Origin of the sequence: Synechococcus elongatus PCC 6301, from assembly GCF_000010065.1 — a bacterium.
Taxonomy (GTDB): domain Bacteria; phylum Cyanobacteriota; class Cyanobacteriia; order Synechococcales; family Synechococcaceae; genus Synechococcus; species Synechococcus elongatus.
Genome location: NC_006576.1, coordinates 1,584,438 through 1,602,419 on the forward strand (window position 1 = coordinate 1,584,438; position 17,982 = coordinate 1,602,419).

The 17,982-nt window shown below is 55.2% G+C and carries 18 protein-coding genes; 9 read left to right on the top strand and 9 right to left on the bottom strand.

Annotation, left to right across the window (positions count from 1 at the left end):
* Positions 1 to 119 precede the first annotated feature (119 nt).
* Positions 120 to 323 (top strand): hypothetical protein, encoded by a 204-nt coding sequence (locus tag SYC_RS07765; RefSeq protein ID WP_011377411.1) that lies wholly within the window; start codon positions 120 to 122, stop codon positions 321 to 323.
* On the opposite strand, the gene SYC_RS07770 is transcribed toward SYC_RS07765, so the two are convergent.
* The gene (locus tag SYC_RS07770) at positions 320 to 1,072 is read right to left on the bottom strand and encodes a hypothetical protein (protein ID WP_162010027.1); all 753 of its coding nucleotides are present in this window, start codon (positions 1,070 to 1,072) and stop codon (positions 320 to 322) included. The two genes, SYC_RS07765 and SYC_RS07770, sit on opposite strands and share 4 nt — an antisense overlap.
* A 257-nt stretch (positions 1,073 to 1,329) precedes the next feature.
* Here SYC_RS07770 and SYC_RS07775 point away from each other — a divergent pair, with 257 nt between their 5' ends.
* From SYC_RS07775 to SYC_RS07780, 3 genes are all read left to right on the top strand, one after another.
* Positions 1,330 to 2,088: a hypothetical protein gene (locus tag SYC_RS07775; RefSeq protein WP_011377409.1), complete on the top strand. Its 759-nt coding sequence runs from the start codon at positions 1,330 to 1,332 to the stop codon at positions 2,086 to 2,088.
* Positions 2,089 to 2,939: 851 nt separating this feature from the next.
* The gene (locus SYC_RS13600; protein WP_011243774.1) at positions 2,940 to 3,272 is read left to right on the top strand and encodes a nucleotidyltransferase family protein; all 333 of its coding nucleotides are present in this window, start codon (positions 2,940 to 2,942) and stop codon (positions 3,270 to 3,272) included.
* Positions 3,273 to 3,306: 34 nt separating this feature from the next.
* Entirely contained in the window at positions 3,307 to 3,597 is a 291-nt protein-coding gene (locus SYC_RS07780; RefSeq protein ID WP_231621370.1) for a HepT-like ribonuclease domain-containing protein, read from the top strand.
* A 110-nt stretch (positions 3,598 to 3,707) separates the two neighbouring features.
* Here SYC_RS07780 and bioA read toward each other — a convergent pair whose 3' ends face one another.
* Genes bioA through SYC_RS07805 form a run of 5 tightly spaced genes read right to left on the bottom strand, consistent with a single transcriptional unit; the run spans position 3,708 to position 8,262 of the window.
* Positions 3,708 to 4,982: an adenosylmethionine--8-amino-7-oxononanoate transaminase gene (gene bioA / locus SYC_RS07785; RefSeq protein ID WP_011243776.1), complete on the bottom strand. Its 1,275-nt coding sequence runs from the start codon at positions 4,980 to 4,982 to the stop codon at positions 3,708 to 3,710.
* Positions 4,975 to 5,607, bottom strand: a complete 633-nt coding sequence (gene bioD, locus SYC_RS07790) for a dethiobiotin synthase (protein ID WP_011243777.1) — start codon at positions 5,605 to 5,607, stop codon at positions 4,975 to 4,977. Before bioD ends, bioA begins: the two co-directional genes overlap by 8 nt.
* A 5-nt stretch (positions 5,608 to 5,612) precedes the next feature.
* Complete coding sequence (locus SYC_RS07795; protein WP_011243778.1) at positions 5,613 to 6,434, bottom strand: methyltransferase domain-containing protein; 822 nt, start codon at positions 6,432 to 6,434, stop codon at positions 5,613 to 5,615.
* Entirely contained in the window at positions 6,431 to 7,099 is a 669-nt protein-coding gene (locus SYC_RS07800) for an alpha/beta hydrolase (RefSeq protein WP_011377407.1), read from the bottom strand. The genes SYC_RS07795 and SYC_RS07800 overlap by 4 nt, the downstream gene beginning before the upstream one ends.
* Positions 7,096 to 8,262: an aminotransferase class I/II-fold pyridoxal phosphate-dependent enzyme gene (locus SYC_RS07805; RefSeq protein ID WP_011243780.1), complete on the bottom strand. Its 1,167-nt coding sequence runs from the start codon at positions 8,260 to 8,262 to the stop codon at positions 7,096 to 7,098. Before SYC_RS07805 ends, SYC_RS07800 begins: the two co-directional genes overlap by 4 nt.
* A 124-nt stretch (positions 8,263 to 8,386) precedes the next feature.
* Here SYC_RS07805 and SYC_RS07810 point away from each other — a divergent pair, with 124 nt between their 5' ends.
* A complete protein-coding gene (locus tag SYC_RS07810; RefSeq protein ID WP_011243781.1) occupies positions 8,387 to 9,364 on the top strand; it encodes an aldo/keto reductase in 978 nt (325 codons plus the stop codon).
* On the opposite strand, the gene SYC_RS07815 is transcribed toward SYC_RS07810, so the two are convergent.
* Positions 9,324 to 10,967 (bottom strand): alpha/beta hydrolase, encoded by a 1,644-nt coding sequence (locus SYC_RS07815; protein ID WP_161565872.1) that lies wholly within the window; start codon positions 10,965 to 10,967, stop codon positions 9,324 to 9,326. The genes SYC_RS07810 and SYC_RS07815 overlap by 41 nt on opposite strands.
* Before the next feature lie 107 nt (positions 10,968 to 11,074).
* Between SYC_RS07815 and SYC_RS07820 the strand changes: the two genes are divergently transcribed.
* From SYC_RS07820 to SYC_RS07835, 4 genes are read left to right on the top strand one after another with little or no spacing between them, the layout of a single operon-like run.
* A complete protein-coding gene (locus SYC_RS07820) occupies positions 11,075 to 12,265 on the top strand; it encodes a DUF4336 domain-containing protein (RefSeq protein ID WP_011243783.1) in 1,191 nt (396 codons plus the stop codon).
* Between the two features lie 59 nt (positions 12,266 to 12,324).
* Positions 12,325 to 13,389, top strand: coding sequence for a calcium/proton exchanger (gene cax, locus SYC_RS07825; RefSeq protein WP_011243784.1), 1,065 nt, complete (start codon positions 12,325 to 12,327; stop codon positions 13,387 to 13,389).
* Positions 13,390 to 13,396: 7 nt separating this feature from the next.
* The gene (locus tag SYC_RS07830) at positions 13,397 to 14,566 is read left to right on the top strand and encodes a pentapeptide repeat-containing protein (RefSeq protein WP_011377404.1); all 1,170 of its coding nucleotides are present in this window, start codon (positions 13,397 to 13,399) and stop codon (positions 14,564 to 14,566) included.
* Between the two features lie 5 nt (positions 14,567 to 14,571).
* Entirely contained in the window at positions 14,572 to 15,312 is a 741-nt protein-coding gene (locus SYC_RS07835; protein WP_011243786.1) for a cobalt-precorrin-6A reductase, read from the top strand.
* Positions 15,313 to 15,353: 41 nt separating this feature from the next.
* Here SYC_RS07835 and SYC_RS07840 read toward each other — a convergent pair whose 3' ends face one another.
* Both SYC_RS07840 and sir read right to left on the bottom strand, forming a co-directional pair.
* Complete coding sequence (locus SYC_RS07840) at positions 15,354 to 15,956, bottom strand: hypothetical protein (protein ID WP_011243787.1); 603 nt, start codon at positions 15,954 to 15,956, stop codon at positions 15,354 to 15,356.
* Positions 15,957 to 17,831 carry a sulfite reductase, ferredoxin dependent gene (sir, locus tag SYC_RS07845; RefSeq protein WP_011377403.1) on the bottom strand — a complete coding sequence of 625 codons (1,875 nt, stop codon included), beginning with the start codon at positions 17,829 to 17,831 and terminating at the stop codon, positions 15,957 to 15,959.
* Positions 17,832 to 17,982 lie beyond the last annotated feature (151 nt).

Below are 17,982 nucleotides of genomic sequence, written 5' to 3' on the forward strand. Positions count from 1 at the left end.
GCTCTACAAAAGTTTAGCGTTGTGCTGACTGACTCTGGTTCAGAGCAAAATCGTGCCCTAGGTAACGATTTGTTAGCCTTGTTGTCGCTACTTTAATCGCACAATCATCTGTCTTTCTTATGGAAACGCAACGACAACATATCGGTCGCTGGATCGTCATTCTCAGTCCTGCAGTTGCCAATATTGAAGATCATCAAGTTCGTGTTTTGGATTGCCGGAGCGATCAGCTTTCGGTGAAGTCTTTCCCTCAGCTGGAATTAGCTCGTCACTATTTCGATCAACTCCTCCATCTCTATCGCTGCTGGGATCGACAGACGGCTTAGGCTGGCTGGGACTGCACAGGTTGGCGGGCCAAAGTGGAATCTAGGGTTGACGCCAAAGTCGCAAAAGCTACTTGTTCGAGGTTGGCGAATGACCAGCCTGCGGCCCGAAACACAGGCCGATGATCGGGCCAAATGGCGCGTAGGGTTAGCCAGAGGAGGCTGCGCTGCAAGGCATGACTGAGGCGGCGACGCCATGGCGATCGCTCGCGACGGAGGTGTTGCAACTGCACAGCTTGGAAGCGGAGATGCTGACTCTCATCCCATTCAATTTGGCGGGCGATGGTTTGAAGCAGGGGTGAGGCGATCGCCTGTTGTAGAGCTTGGGCGTAGAGTAGACTGACAATTTCGGCATTGAGCAAGACAGTCAACGCTGTTTCGAGGTTGAGGTTCTGTCGCCGCAACCGCCGAAAAGTTTGATCGAGCCAGTGCGATCGCAGGCAGGGTTGCTGAATAGCCTTGAGGAAGCGACCCAAATCAGCGGCGTGGCGCTGTTCCTCGCGAATGAACCACTGCATTGCTGATGCTAAGTCGGGGTCACCGCCATTGGCAATCCAGCGATGGGTTGCCCGCATCAAGTTATGGCCTTCGGAATATTCACCCAGTTGAAACATGGCAATCGATCGCCAAAAAGCAGGCGGATAATCTGCAGCGGTTATTCCGGCTTCGGCAGGCAAAGGCAGTAATTGGGCATGATTACGCTGAAAGTAGGCTAACCAGTCTGCAGCCGTTTGCCGCTTGTCTTGCCACAAAGGGTTGGGGGGGGTGAAAGCTGAGGAGGCATAAAAACACTGCTGGGCAGTGAGGAAAATTGCCAGAGCTGATGAGGAAACTAGCACTCTTTCTTGGGGAACACCACGCTTATGAACTTTTCTGAAAGAAGGGAGCAAGATTGAGGAGAGAAAACAGTCATCACTGTTAATCACTACGCGATCGCAAAGAGTGATTGGTTGTTAATAGCACTCTGAGGAAATTAGATGTCTTTAGTCACTCTTAATAGTCAGTGGCTATGGAACTAAAGCGACTGATTGCAGCACTTACAGTTCTGCTGTTAGCGGCTTGTCAACCGGATAGCCGCCTCAGTGAAACGCCACCAGTGGCAGAGCTGGCAACAGTGATTTCCGTAACGGTGGGTCCTTATCACTTGCGTCTCCCTTTAGTGGCAATCACTTGGGCAGGAAGATCTAAAGTGTCGCAGCCTTGTGAGGAAGAAAAATCCCAGCGATTGTGTTCTGTGCCGATGGAAACACTTGTGGAATCTGCACAAAAGGAAAGGGCGATCGCGGCAAGCAGCCTTGAGATTCTGCTGGATGACTACAGCACCTTTAAGAATTTGAAGCTCGATCGCTGGTTTGATATTCCACAACTTTGTGAACAACTCACTCAGCGCTGGGCACGTCAGCAGTGCACTGGGCCGTCTTTGTTTCAGGACAACCTGCGAAGGTTCACTCTCATTAAGCAGGAGTCGCTACCAAGGGTTAACAGTCTAGGTTTGATTGGGGGACAGAAGGAGCCGATCAGACAGGTAGTTCAGAGGATGGAGTTTATTGGCGATGATCCGACGGCTGATTGTGCAGATGATGGTCAGGGTCTCTGCACAGTAGCTATGCAACTTGAAGGAAATGTCCTCGCCATCTGGGTTGTTGCGATCGCGGATGTTAATTCAATTCAAAGACAAGCGATCACAATTCGAGCTTTTTTGAAGTATGCGGCAGGGAAAGAAGAGAACTACAAGATATTAGAAGCAGCGTTATCTATCAATAATTAAAAGCATAAAAAAATTAATATTTACTTGAAATTTTCAATGAAGATAAGCGGCATCATTAACATAGCTTTTAATCACGGCGACCAAGAATATTTTTCTCAATTTTTTCTTTTATTCGACTTTCATAAAAGCTAGAGTATGGATAGATTACAAGACTAATAATTGCACAGGCAGCCCCTAAAACTGCTGAAAGAATCCAAATATCAGAGTTTGAAGATAGAGTGCCTGACTGCACAATGAAGAAGGGGAGTACCGCACAGATAAGGATTATTATCCCTATTAGAAAATTAGCAATTAGCCCTAAGAAGCCAGAATAAGAAGGCGTATACGACCAAAACCAAGAGAGCAGCACCAATGCCTACTAGGTAATTACTAGATTGCAACAAGTCAACTTCAGACATATCCGATTACCAAGTACTCAGAGAAAAACCACAGAAAGTGCAGAAGAAGCATAAAGGCATTTACTGTGTTTTAGTAGAATAAGATTTCAACTACTGACAACCTTGATTTTTTTAGATTCTCTTTAGGAGTCAGATTCTTTTATGAACTCGGAACAGAAGAGTTACATCCCATGTAGAAGGTTCGCGATCGCAGCATAAATCTCTTGCAAATCAGTCGGTGCTAGACAGTAAGGCGGGAGCAGATAGAGAGCATTACCGAACGGACACAGGAACAAGCTAAGGGCGATCGCTCCTGCTTTAGTTTTAAGTAATGTCCAAAACTAAAAGCCTCTTCCTAGGGAATACACAACTCATCTTTGATGGTTGTGAGTGATAGTTGGCGATAGGCTGGGTATAGTAGGAGCTAAGTCGGTCAGTTAATTAAACTTCAGTAGCACTAGAGATACCAATCAAATGACTGTTCAGGCGAACGAATTACCAATTGAGAAAGTCACTGAGTTTTGTCATAAGTGGAAAGTGACTGAGCTTGCTCTATTTGGCTCTGTTTTACGTCATGATTTTCGTCCTGATAGTGATATTGATATAATGGTTGATTTTCATCCTGATTTTTGTCCGACTTTCCAAACGTTAGATCTTATGGAGGCAGAACTTAAAACAATATTTCAGCGAGAAGTTGATCTCATTACTCGTCAAGGAATTGAATCGAGTCTAAACTACTTACGCCGTCACGAAATTCTTTCTTCCGCTCAGATAATTTATGGGACGAGATCTTCAGTATCTGCTTGATATACTGCAATCCGCAGAATTGATCCTGACATACATGAATCAGTGCTCTCGCGAGGATTTTACGACCAACCTTCAACTACAAGACGCAGTGATTAGACGCCTTTTGATTATTGCCGAAACAGCGAAGCGTATCTCAGAGCAAGCTCGACAGTCATTACCGACTATTCCTTGGCAGGAAATCAACGGAATGCGGAATCGATTAGTGCATGAATACGATGATATTAATTTGAGTATTGTTTGGAATGTAGTTGAGACTGAGCTACCTGTTTTAATTCAAGAGCTAAAAGCTTTGATCCCTCCAGAGACAGGAACGACACCCCTCTGAGCTGGATGGAGAGAAGCTGCAGAGCTATTCGGTTCAACATCACTTCTAGATGAACCTACTAGCACTCAGTTTGATGAGGATGAATGGCAGTAGGATAGCTATTTCAGTTTTTAAATTTCATCTAAAAGATCGGCGATCGCAGCATAAATATCCTGCAACTCAGTTGGTGTTAGACAGTACGGCGGGAGCAGATAGAGAACATTGCCGAGTGGACGCAGGAGCAATCCACGGGCGATCGCAGCTTGACGAACGCGCAAGCCAATCGGGTCGAGATAGCCCCCGCGATCGCTGACTAAATCACAAGCGGCAATACCGCCAGTCAGCCGTGGCCTAGTCACTTTTGGATGCTGAGCTAATAGCTCTAAGCCGGGTAGATGAGCATCTTCTAGTCCTTGCACGATCGCCTCAGAATCTAGCAGTAATTCCAAGCTGGCGATCGCGGCTGCACAACCTAAAGGATTCGCTGTATAACTGTGGCCATGATAGAAAGTATGGTCAGGATTGCCACTGCAAAACGTGTCGTAAATCACTTCCGTTGCCACCGTAATCGACAGCGGCAAAAAGCCCCCGGTTAGCCCTTTCGAGAGGCAGATTAAATCCGGCTGAATGCCCGCTCGTTGGCACGCAAACCAAGCCCCCGTTCGGCCAAAGCCGGTCATCACTTCATCAGCAATCAGCAGTGACCCTGCCGCTTGCACCCGTGCCGCCAGTTGTTGCAAAAACTGCGGACGCGCCATCCGCATTCCACCCGCACCTTGCACCAGTGGCTCAATGATCACCGCCGCTACATCGCCCGCCGCTAGTGCTTGCTCTACTGCCGCGATCGCCGCTGCCTCTTTTGCCTCAACGGTTTCATCGCCCCACCAAGTCTCGGGATAGGGCAAAAACTCGACGCTGAACAGCAGCTTTTCAAACGGCGCATTAAAGAGCGATCGCTCCCCAACCGACATCGCCCCAAAGGTGTCGCCGTGATAAGCCCCGTCAAACGCTAAAATGCGCGATCGCGGCTGATCCAAGTTGTGCCAATACTGCAGCGCCATCTTCAGCGCCACTTCCACCGCCGTCGAGCCATTGTCCGAGAAGAAAACTCGCGTTAGTTTCTCCGGCAGAATCTTGCAGAGTTCCATCGCCAGACGTTCGGCTGGCTCATGGCTAAAGCCTGCAAAAATCACATGCTCCAGCGTCGCTGCTTGCTGGGCGATCGCTTCCACAATCCGCAGGTGAGCATGACCGTGCAGATTCACCCACCAACTCGAAATGCAGTCGATTAGCTCGCGCCCATCAGCTAATGTCAAACGCGCACCTTTGCCCGAAACTACTTTGAGCGGATCCGGCGCATCTTTAACTGATGTAAAAGGGAACCAAAGGTGCGGATGGCTAGGCATGGAAAAGCTGGTTGAAGGTGTCTTTCAAAACTTGCGGATTTAGTGCGGGTAACGGTTCTAGCTCCGCCAAAATCGGCACTTGGCCATAGTGAGCGATCGCAGCGCAGTTCTCAGGATTGCGTGGGCCATTGACGATCACGCCCAGAATCGGCACCTCAGCTGCCCGCAGCGCCGCGATTGATAGCAGAGTGTGATTGATCGTCCCCAACTTGCTCCGCGCCACCAAAACAACCGGCAACTGCAACTGGCGAATTAAATCGAGAATCAAGTCCTGCTCATTCAAGGGCACCAGTAAACCGCCCGCCCCTTCGACAATCAGCGATCCCGAGACTTCCGGCAGTTGAAAATCCTGGAGGTTAATCTGCACCTGCTCCAAGCGCGATGCCAAATGGGGCGACAGTGGGGCTTCGAGTCGGTAGCGCTCGGGAATGACGCGGTCGGGCGTTAGCCCTGCCCAAGCTGCCACGCGATCGCGATCGCCACCCAAGCCTTCCAGCCCACACTGCACCGGCTTCCAGTAGCTTGCGCCCAAACCCGCTGCCAGCAAAGCCGAAACCACGGTTTTGCCGACATCCGTATCGGTGCCAGTCACGAAAAAGCGATCGGGAAATGCGAACTGAGGCATGCAGGTTAAGTCAGCAGAGAACAACGGGGATCAGGGCAGCTCACCGGCGCGATCGCTGCAGGTACAGGCGATTTTTGCCACAGCCCCCACCAAAATTCTTGCTCAATCGGTTGCGATCGCTGATCCCAAGCTTGGAGTAAGCGCCGAAATTGCTGGGGTGGCAGAGGATCGGCCGCTGTTGCCGTCGCTCCGAGGTCTTTGAGTTGCCGGAAAAAGTGGCGGGCGTTGGTGATCGGTAACGTCAGGCGATCGCAAGATCCCTGCTGGAGTTGTCCCGATCGCGACAAGACGGCCTGAATCTCAGCTGCCTCCGGCAGTGGATGTCCCGTAAAGGGAATCTGCAACTGCTCACAGAGCTGTCGCCAGACCTGAAAACTGCCTGCTGTCGGCACTGCTAGTAAGAGCCAGCCGCCCGGAACTAAAGCCGCTTGCCAGCGCTGCAAACTCGCTAGCGGATCTGGCAGCCATTGCAGGGCAAAACTACTGGCGATCGCGGCATAGGCGGGTTCTGGGCGGACGGTCGCTCCATCCAAAACCTGAAACTGGAGCTGAGGCGATCGCGGTAAATTCTGCTCACAGGCAGCCAGCATCGCCGGTGAAAGATCAGAGCAAATCAGGGAGCGATCGGGCCAAGTCTGGTGCAGTTTTCGACTGAGTAAGCCTGTGCCACAGCCGATTTCAAGGATCGGTCCCGCTGGCAAGTCAATAGCTCTAAAAGCGGTACTCAAGCGATCGACAGCGACTTTCTGGGCGATCGCCACCGATTCATAGGTTCTGGCAGCAGCGCCAAACTGCTGACCAATTTTGGCGGGGGTTAGCGCACTCATGCCGCCAATACCTCTTGGAGCCAAGCCTGACAATCGGCGATCGCGGTGACTGGCAGGGCGTGACCTTGGCGTGGCCAAAATTTCCACGCTGTCGGCTGCAACTGGTCAATGAGAGTCTGCGCCCGTTCAATCGGCACAATGCGATCGCTCTCGCCGTGCAGCACCAGCCGCTGAGGAATCCGCAGCAAAGGTTCAATGGCAAGCTGACTGCGATCGAGCTGTTCCAAATCTGCCAACAAGCGATCGCGATCGGGGGCGATCGCCGGTAATTCCGGCGCAGTTTGCGGTCGATAGCACTGGCGATAGAAACCCTGCAAACCAGCGAGTGGATCAGATGCGATCGCGTCTCGTAATTGCCCTAACGCCTGCTGAGACTGGGTTTTCGCCGGTTCTAGCTCCGGATGATAAGCCGTGAAACCGCCCCAACAAATCAGACAATCTGCTCGCGCCACCAAGTCTGCTGGTAGCCAATGCAATCCCCAAGAATGGGTCAGCAACCAGAGGCGATCGCCTAACGCTGGCCAATCCAACTGGGGCGACCCCCAATAGCCGCGATCGCCGGCCCAAAAGTCTGCGCCCTGCGCCCGAAACCAGTCCTGCCAAGGCTGCCAGCTTGCCGCAGACCAGCCCCAGCCATGAAAAGCCAGCACCGACCAACGACTCATACCCAGCCCTCACTCAGCACTGTTACAAGCTGGTGCAGGTGTTGCGGTTGATGATCGCTGCGCAAGACCAGCCGCAATCGCGCCGTCCCCTCGGGTACCGTCGGCGGCCGGATCGCTATCGCTAAAATTCCTGCTGCCTCCAGTCGCTGCGCCAAAGCCAAAGCTTGCTCAGACTCCCCCACCAGCAGCGGCACAATCTGCGTTTCTGAGGGGCCACAATCCCAGCCGCGATCGCGACAACTCTGCCGCAATTCCGCTGCGATCGCCTGCAGATGCTGCCGTTCTGGTTCTAGTTCCGGTAATAACTGCACGGCAGCCAAAGCTGCAGCCACGACCGGCGGGGCGATCGCCGTCGTATAAATCAGCCCCGGACAGGTGTTGATCCAGTAATCACAGAGCGATCGCGAAGCCACCACAAAAGCTCCTGCCGATCCACAGGCTTTGCCAAAGGTGCCAACCGCCACATCCACTCGCGGATGCCGCAACGCTAGACCACTGCCTTCTGTTCCCAACACACCCAGCGCATGGGCATCATCCAAGTAGAGAATGGCACCATAGCGATCGGCCAAATCCGCCAAGCGATCAACATCCGTGCGATCGCCATCCATGCTGAACACCGTTTCGCTGACGATCCCGAGCCGAACGCCTGCCGGTGCCTGCTGCAATAACTGTTCCAAATGGTCGAAGTCGTTGTGGCGATAGCGCCGCCATTGGGCTTTGCTGGCTTGAACCCCAAACAGCAAGCTGTTGTGCGCTAAGCGATCGACCAAGACCAGCGATTGGCGATCGAATAAAGTCGGCAGCAGCGTTGCGTTCGCCTGATAGCCAGAGCTAAACAGTAGCGCCGCTTCCCGCTGACTGAAGGCTGCCAGCGCTTCTTCCAGTTGCTGATGTAGCGGAAAACTACCGCAGACCAAGCGCGAGGCCATCGCACCTGTGCCGTAGCGCCGCATCGCTGCCGTCGCCGCTGCAATCAAGCGCGGATCCTGCGCCAAACCCAAATAGTCATTGCTGCTGAAATCCAGCAAGGGGCGATCGCCCTGCCGCAGATACGGCCCTGCCTCTGGCGAAAACTCACGTAGCGATCGTCGATTCGATGGCCCGCGCTTCTGGAATGCCTCCTCCACGAACGCCCATTTCGCTACCCCGCGATCGCTCACCATTGCTGCACCGACACCGATCTCTGATCGTAAAGCCGCGATCGCCTTTCCCTGTCACTGCGTCCGAGGCAACAGACAGCCTGCCATCCATGCCGTCTATCTTGAAAGGCAGATTCTCAGCAGCGCTATGACGATCGCCACGACCTGTCAACTCGGTCCCAACGGACCCACCGTTTCTGCTCTCGGCATTGGCACTTGGGCTTGGGGCGACAGTCTCTACTGGACTTACGGCCAAGACTACGACGAAGCGCAATTGCAGACGACCTTTGCCACTGCGATCGCCGCTGGCGTCAGTTTTTTCGACACTGCTGAAATCTATGGCTTAGGCGAATCCGAGCGGATTCTAGGGCGCTGCCTCCAGCAAGGTGATCAGCCTGCCCAGATCGCTACCAAGTACTTCCCAATCCCTTGGCGATTCGGCAGCAAAGCCGTACAAAAGGCGCTGGATCAGAGTCTGGAACGGCTGCAGCGCCAGAGCATCGAACTCTATCAAGTTCACTGGCCGCCCGCTTTTTTGCTCGGACAAACCAAGATCCTGAAAACCCTAGCAGCGGCTTATAAACGCGGTCAGATTCAAGCGATCGGTGTCAGCAACTACAACGCCCGACAACTGCGGCAGGCCCATGCGCTCCTGGCTGAGCAGGGCGTTCCCCTCGCCGTCAACCAAGTTCAATACTCGCTGTTGGAGCGTCGTATCGAAACCAACGGTAGCCTCGCCGCTGCCCGGGAACTCGGCGTCACGATTTTGGCCTACTGTCCGCTGGCCCAAGGCTTGCTGACGGGCAAATATCGGCCAGATGCGGACTCGCGCCCCACTGGTGCCCGCAAGATCAACCCGCAGTTCCGCTCGCAGGCGCTGGAAAAACTGCAACCACTGCTGGATCAGCTAGCAGCACTGGGCGATCGCTACGATCGCACCATTCCTCAAGTCGCCTTGAACTGGTTGATTGCCCAAGGCAACGTCATCCCCATTCCCGGCGCAAAATCGCCAGCACAGGCCCAAGACAATGCTGGTGCCCTCGGTTGGCAACTCAGCCCTGAAGATGTCGCGAGTTTGGCTCAGCTCAGTTCTGGCGGGCGATCGCTGGCGGCAGCTGCTCACTAAACAGCAGGGGCATTACCGGATTCGACAGCTGTTCCGCCGCCGCTGCAGTCAAACCAACTCGGGCTTGGCTTTGGCCCAGCAGGTAGGTCTGCAAAAAGGAGAGACTGACCTGTTGCAAGGCTCGTCGCCCCAACTCTGGCGAGGGTCCCAGCAATGCAGGTGGTAGGCGAGTCGCAGGCCCTTGACTCTCACCTAGCACCGAAAAGTGGGTGGCATTCACCGCAACGACCAGATGCTTGTTGGGGCTGCCCAGCCGTTGAAAGGGTTGAATGGCCTCGGCCAAAGTCGGCACGATCAAATCGGCACTGCCACTCCAGAGCAAGGTGGGGGTCTGCACTTGGTTGAGAGCAGCTGGCTCAAACACCTTGCTGGCAAAGGGGCTAATCGGCAACACAGCAACCACGCGCGGATCGCGCAGGTCGTAGCGATCGCGGGGTAAGCGCCCCAGACTGCACTGCAACGATGCGGAAGGCACAAGCATCAACCGTTCGACTGAGCTGCAAGCCGCACGAATCTTCTCGGGTTCAATCACTGCTCCTGCCAGCATCAAGGCTGTAAAACCGCCGTAGGAATGCCCCAGCACCGCCACCCGTCGGGTATTGACACGAAAGCGCCACTGGGGTTCCAGCATCAAGCGATCGAGCACAAAGCGGATATCTTGGGGTCGATCGATCGCCTCTTGGGGGCCAGGGGGGTTGGCAAAACCTGCCGCTGCCGAGGCAAACTGGCGCGAGGAACTGCCGACATGTTCCGGCAGGACAACAACAAACCCATGACTGGCCAAAAACTGGGCTAGGTAGGCAAAGTTGCCACGATCTTCCCCCAAACCATGGGAGATGATGACCACTGGCAGGGATAGCCCTTGGCGATCGGGCCAGTAGATCGTGGTAGGTACCCGACGCGTGCGATCGCTGTCGACCCAGTCCCAGTTTTGCTGCCGTACCGTGTAGGGGCCGCGCTGGGCAGGCCGGAAGTTACGGCTGGGCAGGGAGGGTTGCTCTTGCATTTGGGCTGCGATCGCTCGCAGCATTGCACCCGTTTCCGCCTCTAAGGCCCGAATCCGCTGAAACAGCTTGAGGCCAGTATCCAAGTCCAGCTGCATGAGCGGTCCAGGAAAGGCCTTGATCAGTCCAATCAAAGTCAGTCCCTGCGGCTGTTCGCTAGCCGTCAGCAGCGCCTGACGCAGAGCCGCTGCACCCGACTCACCGGGCTGGGGCCGAATCAAGCTGCCAATCTGCTGCAAAAAGATTTCGAGGGTGTCGGTGTTAGTCAACACCGGCCGCAACACCTCTGGCGATAGCGGCAGTCTTGCGCTCAGGGCAGTGCGAGCCTCCTTCAACGTCGCTTCTGGAACCAGCACATTCAAAAAGCCAAAGCCGCGATCGAAGCGGCCAGTTCTCTGGAAGTTTTCGAGAACTGAGACGGGCAGATCAAGATTGGTATCCGCCCAAGAGACCCGCAAGGTTTCAGCCGGACGACTGGGCAGGGCGATCGCCCCCCAAAGGCCAAAAGCAAAGCCGCTGCTCCACAGCAATCGCGTCAGACAAAAGTGAATGCGAGCCCTAGGGCGTAAGTAGCGAGGCGGCTGGTGCCGTGGTTTCACAGGACAGACCTTCAAACCCGCGACAGAGATTAGCTTCCATTTTGTCGTGTCGCTTGGGTGCATCTGTCGCTACTTCTACAATCGATCGGGCACCATCAAACGCTGGGATGATCACTTCGCACACTGCTGACCAGAACTGGCCGCTTTGGCCTCTGCTGCCACTCTATCCCTACGGGCGGCGCCAGACCCTCTGTCGGGAAATTCTGCCAAGTCAGCTGTGGGTGTTTGAGCAACTGCAAGGAGTGCTCTACGTCGCGGTGCCGATTCGGATGACGGTGGTGCGACTTCAACGGGGTGGCCTGCTGGTCTATGCACCAATCGCCCCCACCCGCGAATGCCGACGCCAGCTCCAAGCCTTGGAAAATCGCTACGGCGCAGTGCAGCACATTGTCTTACCCACCAGTTCAGGACTCGAACATAAGGTGTTTGTCGGGCCATTTGCCCGCGCTTTCCCCAGCGCTACGATTTGGGTAGCTCCGGATCAATGGAGCTTTCCGCTGCGCTTGCCGTTGCACTGGTTGGGCATTCCCCGCGATCGCACCCGCTTCCTTGCTGATGCGCAGGGAGAACTGGTTGAGGAGTTTGAGTGGGCGCGACTCGGTCCAATCGATCTCGGCCCTGGCCCCTTTGAAGAAATCGCGCTCTTTCACCGCCCTAGCCGCAGCTTGCTGCTCACCGACACACTGATCGCGATTCAACCGGAGCCACCGGCGATCGCCCAGATCGATCCCTGGCCCTTGCTGTTCCACAGCCGCGATCGCGTCGATCAAACTTGGAAAGATACGCCAGCGTTACGCCGTCAGGGTTGGCAACGCACCGTTCTATTTAGTCTCTACTTCCGCCCGAGTGCCCTCGAAGTCACCTCGCTTTGGCAGAGTGTCAAAGAGGCAGGACAAGCACCTGAGCGCTCGCGTCGGGCTTACTGGGGACTCTATCCCTTCCACTGGAAAGCCGACTGGCAGCAATCTTTTCAGAAGCTGCCTGCCGCTGGAACGCCTTTTGTGGCTCCCATTTCGCAAGAGCTGATTCTTTCGCAAGCCCCAAAAGCAACCTTGGCGTGGGTCGATCACATTTGCCAATGGCCGTTTGAGCAGATTGTGCCCTGCCATTTTGAAGCACCGATCGCGGCTGGTCCCGATGCAGTGCGCCAAGCCTTTGCCTTCCTCCGCGATCGCACTCAGCCGTTCCCTGAAGCCGATCTGGAATTGCTGCACAATCTCGATCGCCAACTTCAGCAACGGGGAATCACACCACCACGCTCACAAGAAAGTGAGATTAAGACTGGTAGCCAGCGCTAGTCCTCTTCGCAGAAGCGACTTCTACCGTCAGAATAAGGCGCAGCTACTTGGCTTGCTCCATGTCAATTAAGTCGCTGATCTCATTTGGTTTACTCGTGTTTGTGCCGATCTCGATCGCGGCGGAATGGCTGCACTGGGGGGAAGGCGCAATTTTTGTGACCTCGGCGCTGGCGATCGTGCCACTTGCGATTTGGCTGAGTACGGCCACCGAAGAAATCGCGGTGGTGGTGGGTCCTTCGATTGGCGCACTGCTTAATGCTGTATTCGGCAATGCCACGGAGCTGATCATCGCCGTCGTGGCACTGCGGGCGGGCCTCGTCGATATCGTCAAAGCCAGTATCACCGGCACGATCATCAGTAACCTGCTACTGGCGATGGGCCTGTCGATGCTGGTGGGCGGTATTGGTCGCCAAGAACAAACCTTCAAGCCAGTGGTAGCGCGGGTCAACGGTTCGGCTATGACTTTGGCAGTTCTTGCCATTCTCTTGCCGACGCTGGCGATCGCAACCGGTGGGGAAACGCCGCCCTCGGAACTGGGCTTTTCGCAGTTTGTCGCTTGGATTCTGCTGGCGGTCTATGGTCTAACGCTGCTGTTCTCACTCAAAACCCACCGCAGTCTCTACGATGTGGGCGTGACTGAACATGAGCACAGTGGCGATCGCCCTAACCTGCTGCTTTGGGTGGGTGTGCTGGCAGCTGCAACCCTCGCAGTTGCCTACGAGTCAGAAATTTTTGTCGGTGTAGTCGAGTCTGTGACCGAAAAAGTCGGCCTGTCACCATTGTTTACTGGCGTGATCTTGCTGCCTCTACTCGGTGGTGCGGCAGAATACGTCACTGCCGTCAGCGTGGCGCGCAAAGACAATATGGATCTGTCAGTTTCCGTGGCCCTCGGTTCAACCCTGTTGGTCGCTTTGTTCGTGGCACCACTGTTGGTGCTGATCGGCCCCTTGTTCGGCCATCCGCTGGATCTCAGTTTCAACCTATTTGAACTGGTGGCAGTCGTGGTCGCCGTCGCGGTCAGTAACTTGATCAGCATTGACGGGCGATCGGACTGGCTGGAAGGTTGTCTCCTATTGGCGGCCTACCTGATTCTGGGTGCTGCTTTCTACTTCCAATCCGCTTGAGCCTGCCATGACGCTACTTCCTGAAGATGCGCCGCGATCGCGGTCATCAGTGGACTGGACTCTCATGCAGCTGTCGGAGTCGATGCCCCTCTGGCCGCTGCTGGTGGGATCAGGGCTAATTTTGCTCAGCTTGCTAACGGGTTGGCGTTGGCTATTGGCGATCGCTTCGCTAGGAACCCTGGCGATCGCGGCCCTGCAACTCTTGCCGCCCCTCTGGCAGCGCTGGCGCTACCGCTTTGAGCAAACCGAAACCCGTGAAACCTTGGCACTGTTGGGGCTATTGCTGGCTGTCGTGGGCTTCAGCATCGTCTTCGATCTCTGGCGACCCTTCATCACGATCTACAGCAGTGGCGATTGGGATGCGATTGGCGCGATCGGGGAAGGCGTGATCGGAGCCTTTGGCCAAATTCTGTTGGCGCTAGTCGCCCTGGTCATTGCCTGGCGACAATATGCGATCGATAAGCGGTTAACCACTCAGCAAAACCAAATTACCCAAGCGCAGACCATCGATAGCTTCATTCAGGGCATCTCAGATCTGATTAGCGATGAAGAAGGACTGCTCGAAGACTGGCCGCTGGAACGAATGCTGGCAGAAGGTCGGACAGCTGCTGTCCTCAGCAGTATCGACGGTCAAGGCAAAGCCAAAATTCTGCGCTTTCTCTCCCATGCTCGCCTGTTGACGCCGCTGAAACGGGATCATCGCCTCGGGCGCGCCATCCTCGATGGCAGTGGTGGCTACGCTGAAGATCGACTGGAAGGGATTCCCGTGATTCAACTGCTGAGCATGTTGGCCGGGATGGATTTGCAGGCGACTGACCTCCGTAGCGTCGATTTCAACCGCGCCGATCTGCAGGAGAGTGATCTGCAAGATGCCGATCTCAGCCAAGCCAACTTAGCGGGCTGCAATCTCAGTGGTAGCCGCCTACGCGAAGCAACCGTGGCGCAAACCCGCTGGTTCTATGGACATTGGGAGACCGCAACCCCTGCTCAAGCCAATCTGACGCCGGACTATGAGACGGGGATTGGAACCGGCGCGATCGTTGAGGATGTGGACTTCTCGCAGATCCAATCCCTGTCGCCCGAAGCTCGCTACTACTGCTGCTCCTGGTGCGGATCGCGATCGCGATCGACGATTCCCGGCGGCTGCAAGGGTATCGCCAACCGTCTCGATCGCTGAAGCTCATGCCCCGTCTTCTGATTCTTGGCGGCACGACTGAGGCGACTCGGTTAGCTGCTGCTCTCCAAAACTGGTCGCAGCTTGAAGTGCAAACTTCTTTAGCAGGACGAACCCAGCAGCCCGTGTTACCAGCTGGATCCGTGCGGGTTGGCGGCTTTGGTGGCGTGGCAGGGCTAGTGGACTATCTCAAGACGGAAGGCATTGATCTGCTGATTGATGCCACTCATCCTTTTGCCGCTCAAATTTCTCAGAATGCGGCTGAGGCGGCGCACATTGCAGGCCTGCCGATCTTGAGTTTGCAACGACCGGCTTGGACTCCTCAGGCTGGCGATCGCTGGATCTCCGTTCCCGATTTAGCGACGGCGGCTAAGCAATTAGCAGACTTGGGCGATCGCATTTTTCTGACCATTGGTCGACAAGAACTCGCTGCTTTTGCCCACCTACGCGATCGCTGGTTCTTGATGCGCATGATCGATCCACCCGCTGAGGATGCTCCGTTACCACTTGGTGAAATTCTGTTAGAAAGAGGGCCATTCTCCGTCGAACATGAGCGATCACTGCTGATCCGATTTCAGATTGATGCGATCGTTAGTAAGAATAGTGGCGGTACTGCGATCGCAGCGAAACTTAAAGCGGCACGCGAGTTGGGCCTACCGATTGTGATGATCGAACGCCCGCCACAGCCTCAGGTCGAACAAGTCACGACTCTAGCTGCAGCTCTGCAATGGCTAAAGCTACATTGTTGAGGCTCACCAAAGGCTTGGCTAATTTTTTTGCAATTGAAATCTCAGGATTCAGTACAGGCCGTTTTTAGGATTTGCACCACTTGCTCAGGCTGCTGGGCGTAGGTGTGGGCTTCATATTCCACACGCCGATCGCCCGGATAGTTTTGGTAGAGCGGGCTTTGGTCAACCCGTCGCCGTACTTGGGGATCGGTCGCTAGCCCCAGTGGCACTGGACTGTAGCCCCACAACAGATTAGACCGACAGCTTTGAGCTACATGAACACTCTCGTGACTGAGGCTTTGCAGTAAAGCGGAAGGCGATCGCAGCAAGCGAGGATTGAGGCGAATCTGCCGCTGACTTGGTAACCACAGCCCAGCATAGCGATCGTGGGGGTCGGCTTCGAGTTCCACTGAGACCCGCAGCCGCTGCAAGCTGATCAGCAAAGGCTCCAATTGTTGCTGCTGGCGCGGCGTCAACCGCAAGGGATCAAGGCGGCGCTGCCAGTCGGCCAACGTCACTAGGCGATCGCTCGGCAAAGGTGCGGCGGTAATCCCCAGAGTGTCTGCCCAGCGACGTTGCTGCCATTGTTGCCAACCCTGTACACCAAGAACGATGAACAGAGTCGACAGCCCTAGGCCATAGCGCCAGCGGCGGTTGAGCCGCACTTAGCGCAGGTAGGCGGCGATCGCCTCACAGGCCAGGTCAGTCAGCGAGACGCCACGTTTGTCGGCTTCGGCTTTCAGACGACCGTGCACATCCGCCCGTAGACCTACCCGATAGCGGGGTTTGGCTGCTTCGTGCTGGTAGCTTTCACTAAACTGACGCAGGGCGTCGAAGCCGACGCGATCGCAGAAATCACCAAAACTTTCGCCCGCTTGCCGACTCTGTTTGAAGAAGACAAACAGCGGTCGTAGTTGGGTTTCTACATCGCCATCCGCTAAGCGATCGATGAAGGGTCGAGCCAAGCGGGTTTGATCTGGCGACCCCCCTAGCCAGAGCTGGTAGGTATTCGGTGCACTACCCACAAAGGCCAGTTCCGCCATGTAGGGACGAGCACAACCATTGGGACAACCAGTCATCCGCACCACGAAATGCTCATCGGGCAACCCTTGCTCTTCCAGGAGGCGACGGATCCGCACCAATAGTCCCGGCAAGGCTCGCTCCGATTCCGTAATCGCCAGACCGCAGGTTGGCAAGGCAGGGCAGGCCATCGCGTAGCGCTGCAGGGAGTCGATCGCCTCAACCGTATGAACTCCGCGATCGCGGAGGAGTTTATCAATCGCAGCGCGATCGCCAGGCTGAACATCGTAGATCAAGACGTCTTGGCTGCCGGTCAGCAACAGCGGTAGTTGCCAACGGCTGACGATCTCCCGCAAAGCCGATCGCAGTTGCCAATTACCGTCATCTTTAATCCGGCCACTGGTGATCGGTAGACCCAAGAACCACTTGCCATCGCCCTGCTCATGCCAGCCGAGATAGTCGCGATAGCGGAAGGGCGGCAGTTCGCGCACAGGGGCGATCGCTTTACCGAAAACGGATTCGACAGCTTCTTTAAATTTGGCGATGCCCCAATCGTGGATCAGGTACTTCATGCGGGCATGGCGACGGTTGCTGCGATCGCCGTAGTCCCGCTGGGTCGCCACGATCGCCTGCACAGCAGCATAGATATCAGCTGCAGGCACAAAGCCGAGGGGATCCGCTAGCCGCGCAAAGGTTTCCTCTTTGTTGTGGGTGCGACCCATGCCGCCACCGACGTAGACGTTGAAACCCTCTAGTTCGCCGCGATCATTGCCAATCACGACTAAGCCAATGTCCTGGGTGAACAGGTCAATTGAGTTGTCGCCGGGAACCGTGACCGCAATCTTGAATTTGCGCGGCAGATAGCGATCGCTGTAGAGCGGTTCGACAGAATCGGCTACACGGCCTTTAGGATTGCGGCGGGCTGCTAGTACCGCTGGATCCGGTTCACCACTCAGGACTTTTTCACCATCCAGCCAGAGTTCGTAATAGGCGCCAGACTCCGGCGTCAGCAAGTCAGCAATGTTGTTAGCGTAGGTGCGCGCCCACTCATATTCCGGGCGATCGCGGAAGGGTGCTGGCGGTGCCATGACGTTGCGATTGACATCGCCGCAAGCGGAGATCGTCGAGCCCAGGTTTTCGACAATCCGACGGATCACCGTTTTCAGGTCGCGCTTGAGAATACCGTGCAACTGAAAGGCTTGGCGCGTCGTTGCTCGCAGGGTGCCGTTGCCATAGTCATCGGCCAGTTGATCAAGGGTGAGATAGAGCTGTGGCGGAATGTAGCCGCCGGGACTGCGCAGGCGCAGCATGAACTGAAAGTCTTTTTCCTGCCCCTTGACGCGGTTGTCGCGGTTGTCTTGCTGATAGGAACCGTGGAATTTAAGGATCTGGATCCCGTCTTCATTAAAGTGAGTCGACTCTTCCTGGAGCTGGCTTAGAATCGGCTCCAGCAGGTACTGACTGCGTGCCTTGAGGTCTTCAACTTTAGAAAGCTTTTGGGGTGCAGCAGTCGGCGACATTGTTCTCTGTCCAGAAAAGAAAAGCACTGCCCCAGACAATGGCTTGGCAGTGAGACAAATCCAAGACCGGTAAGTCTCTGTGGATTTCGGTGTTTATTGTAACACTTTTCGATGGATCCACACCCCGCGATCGCCCAAAAGTCTTTAGGAA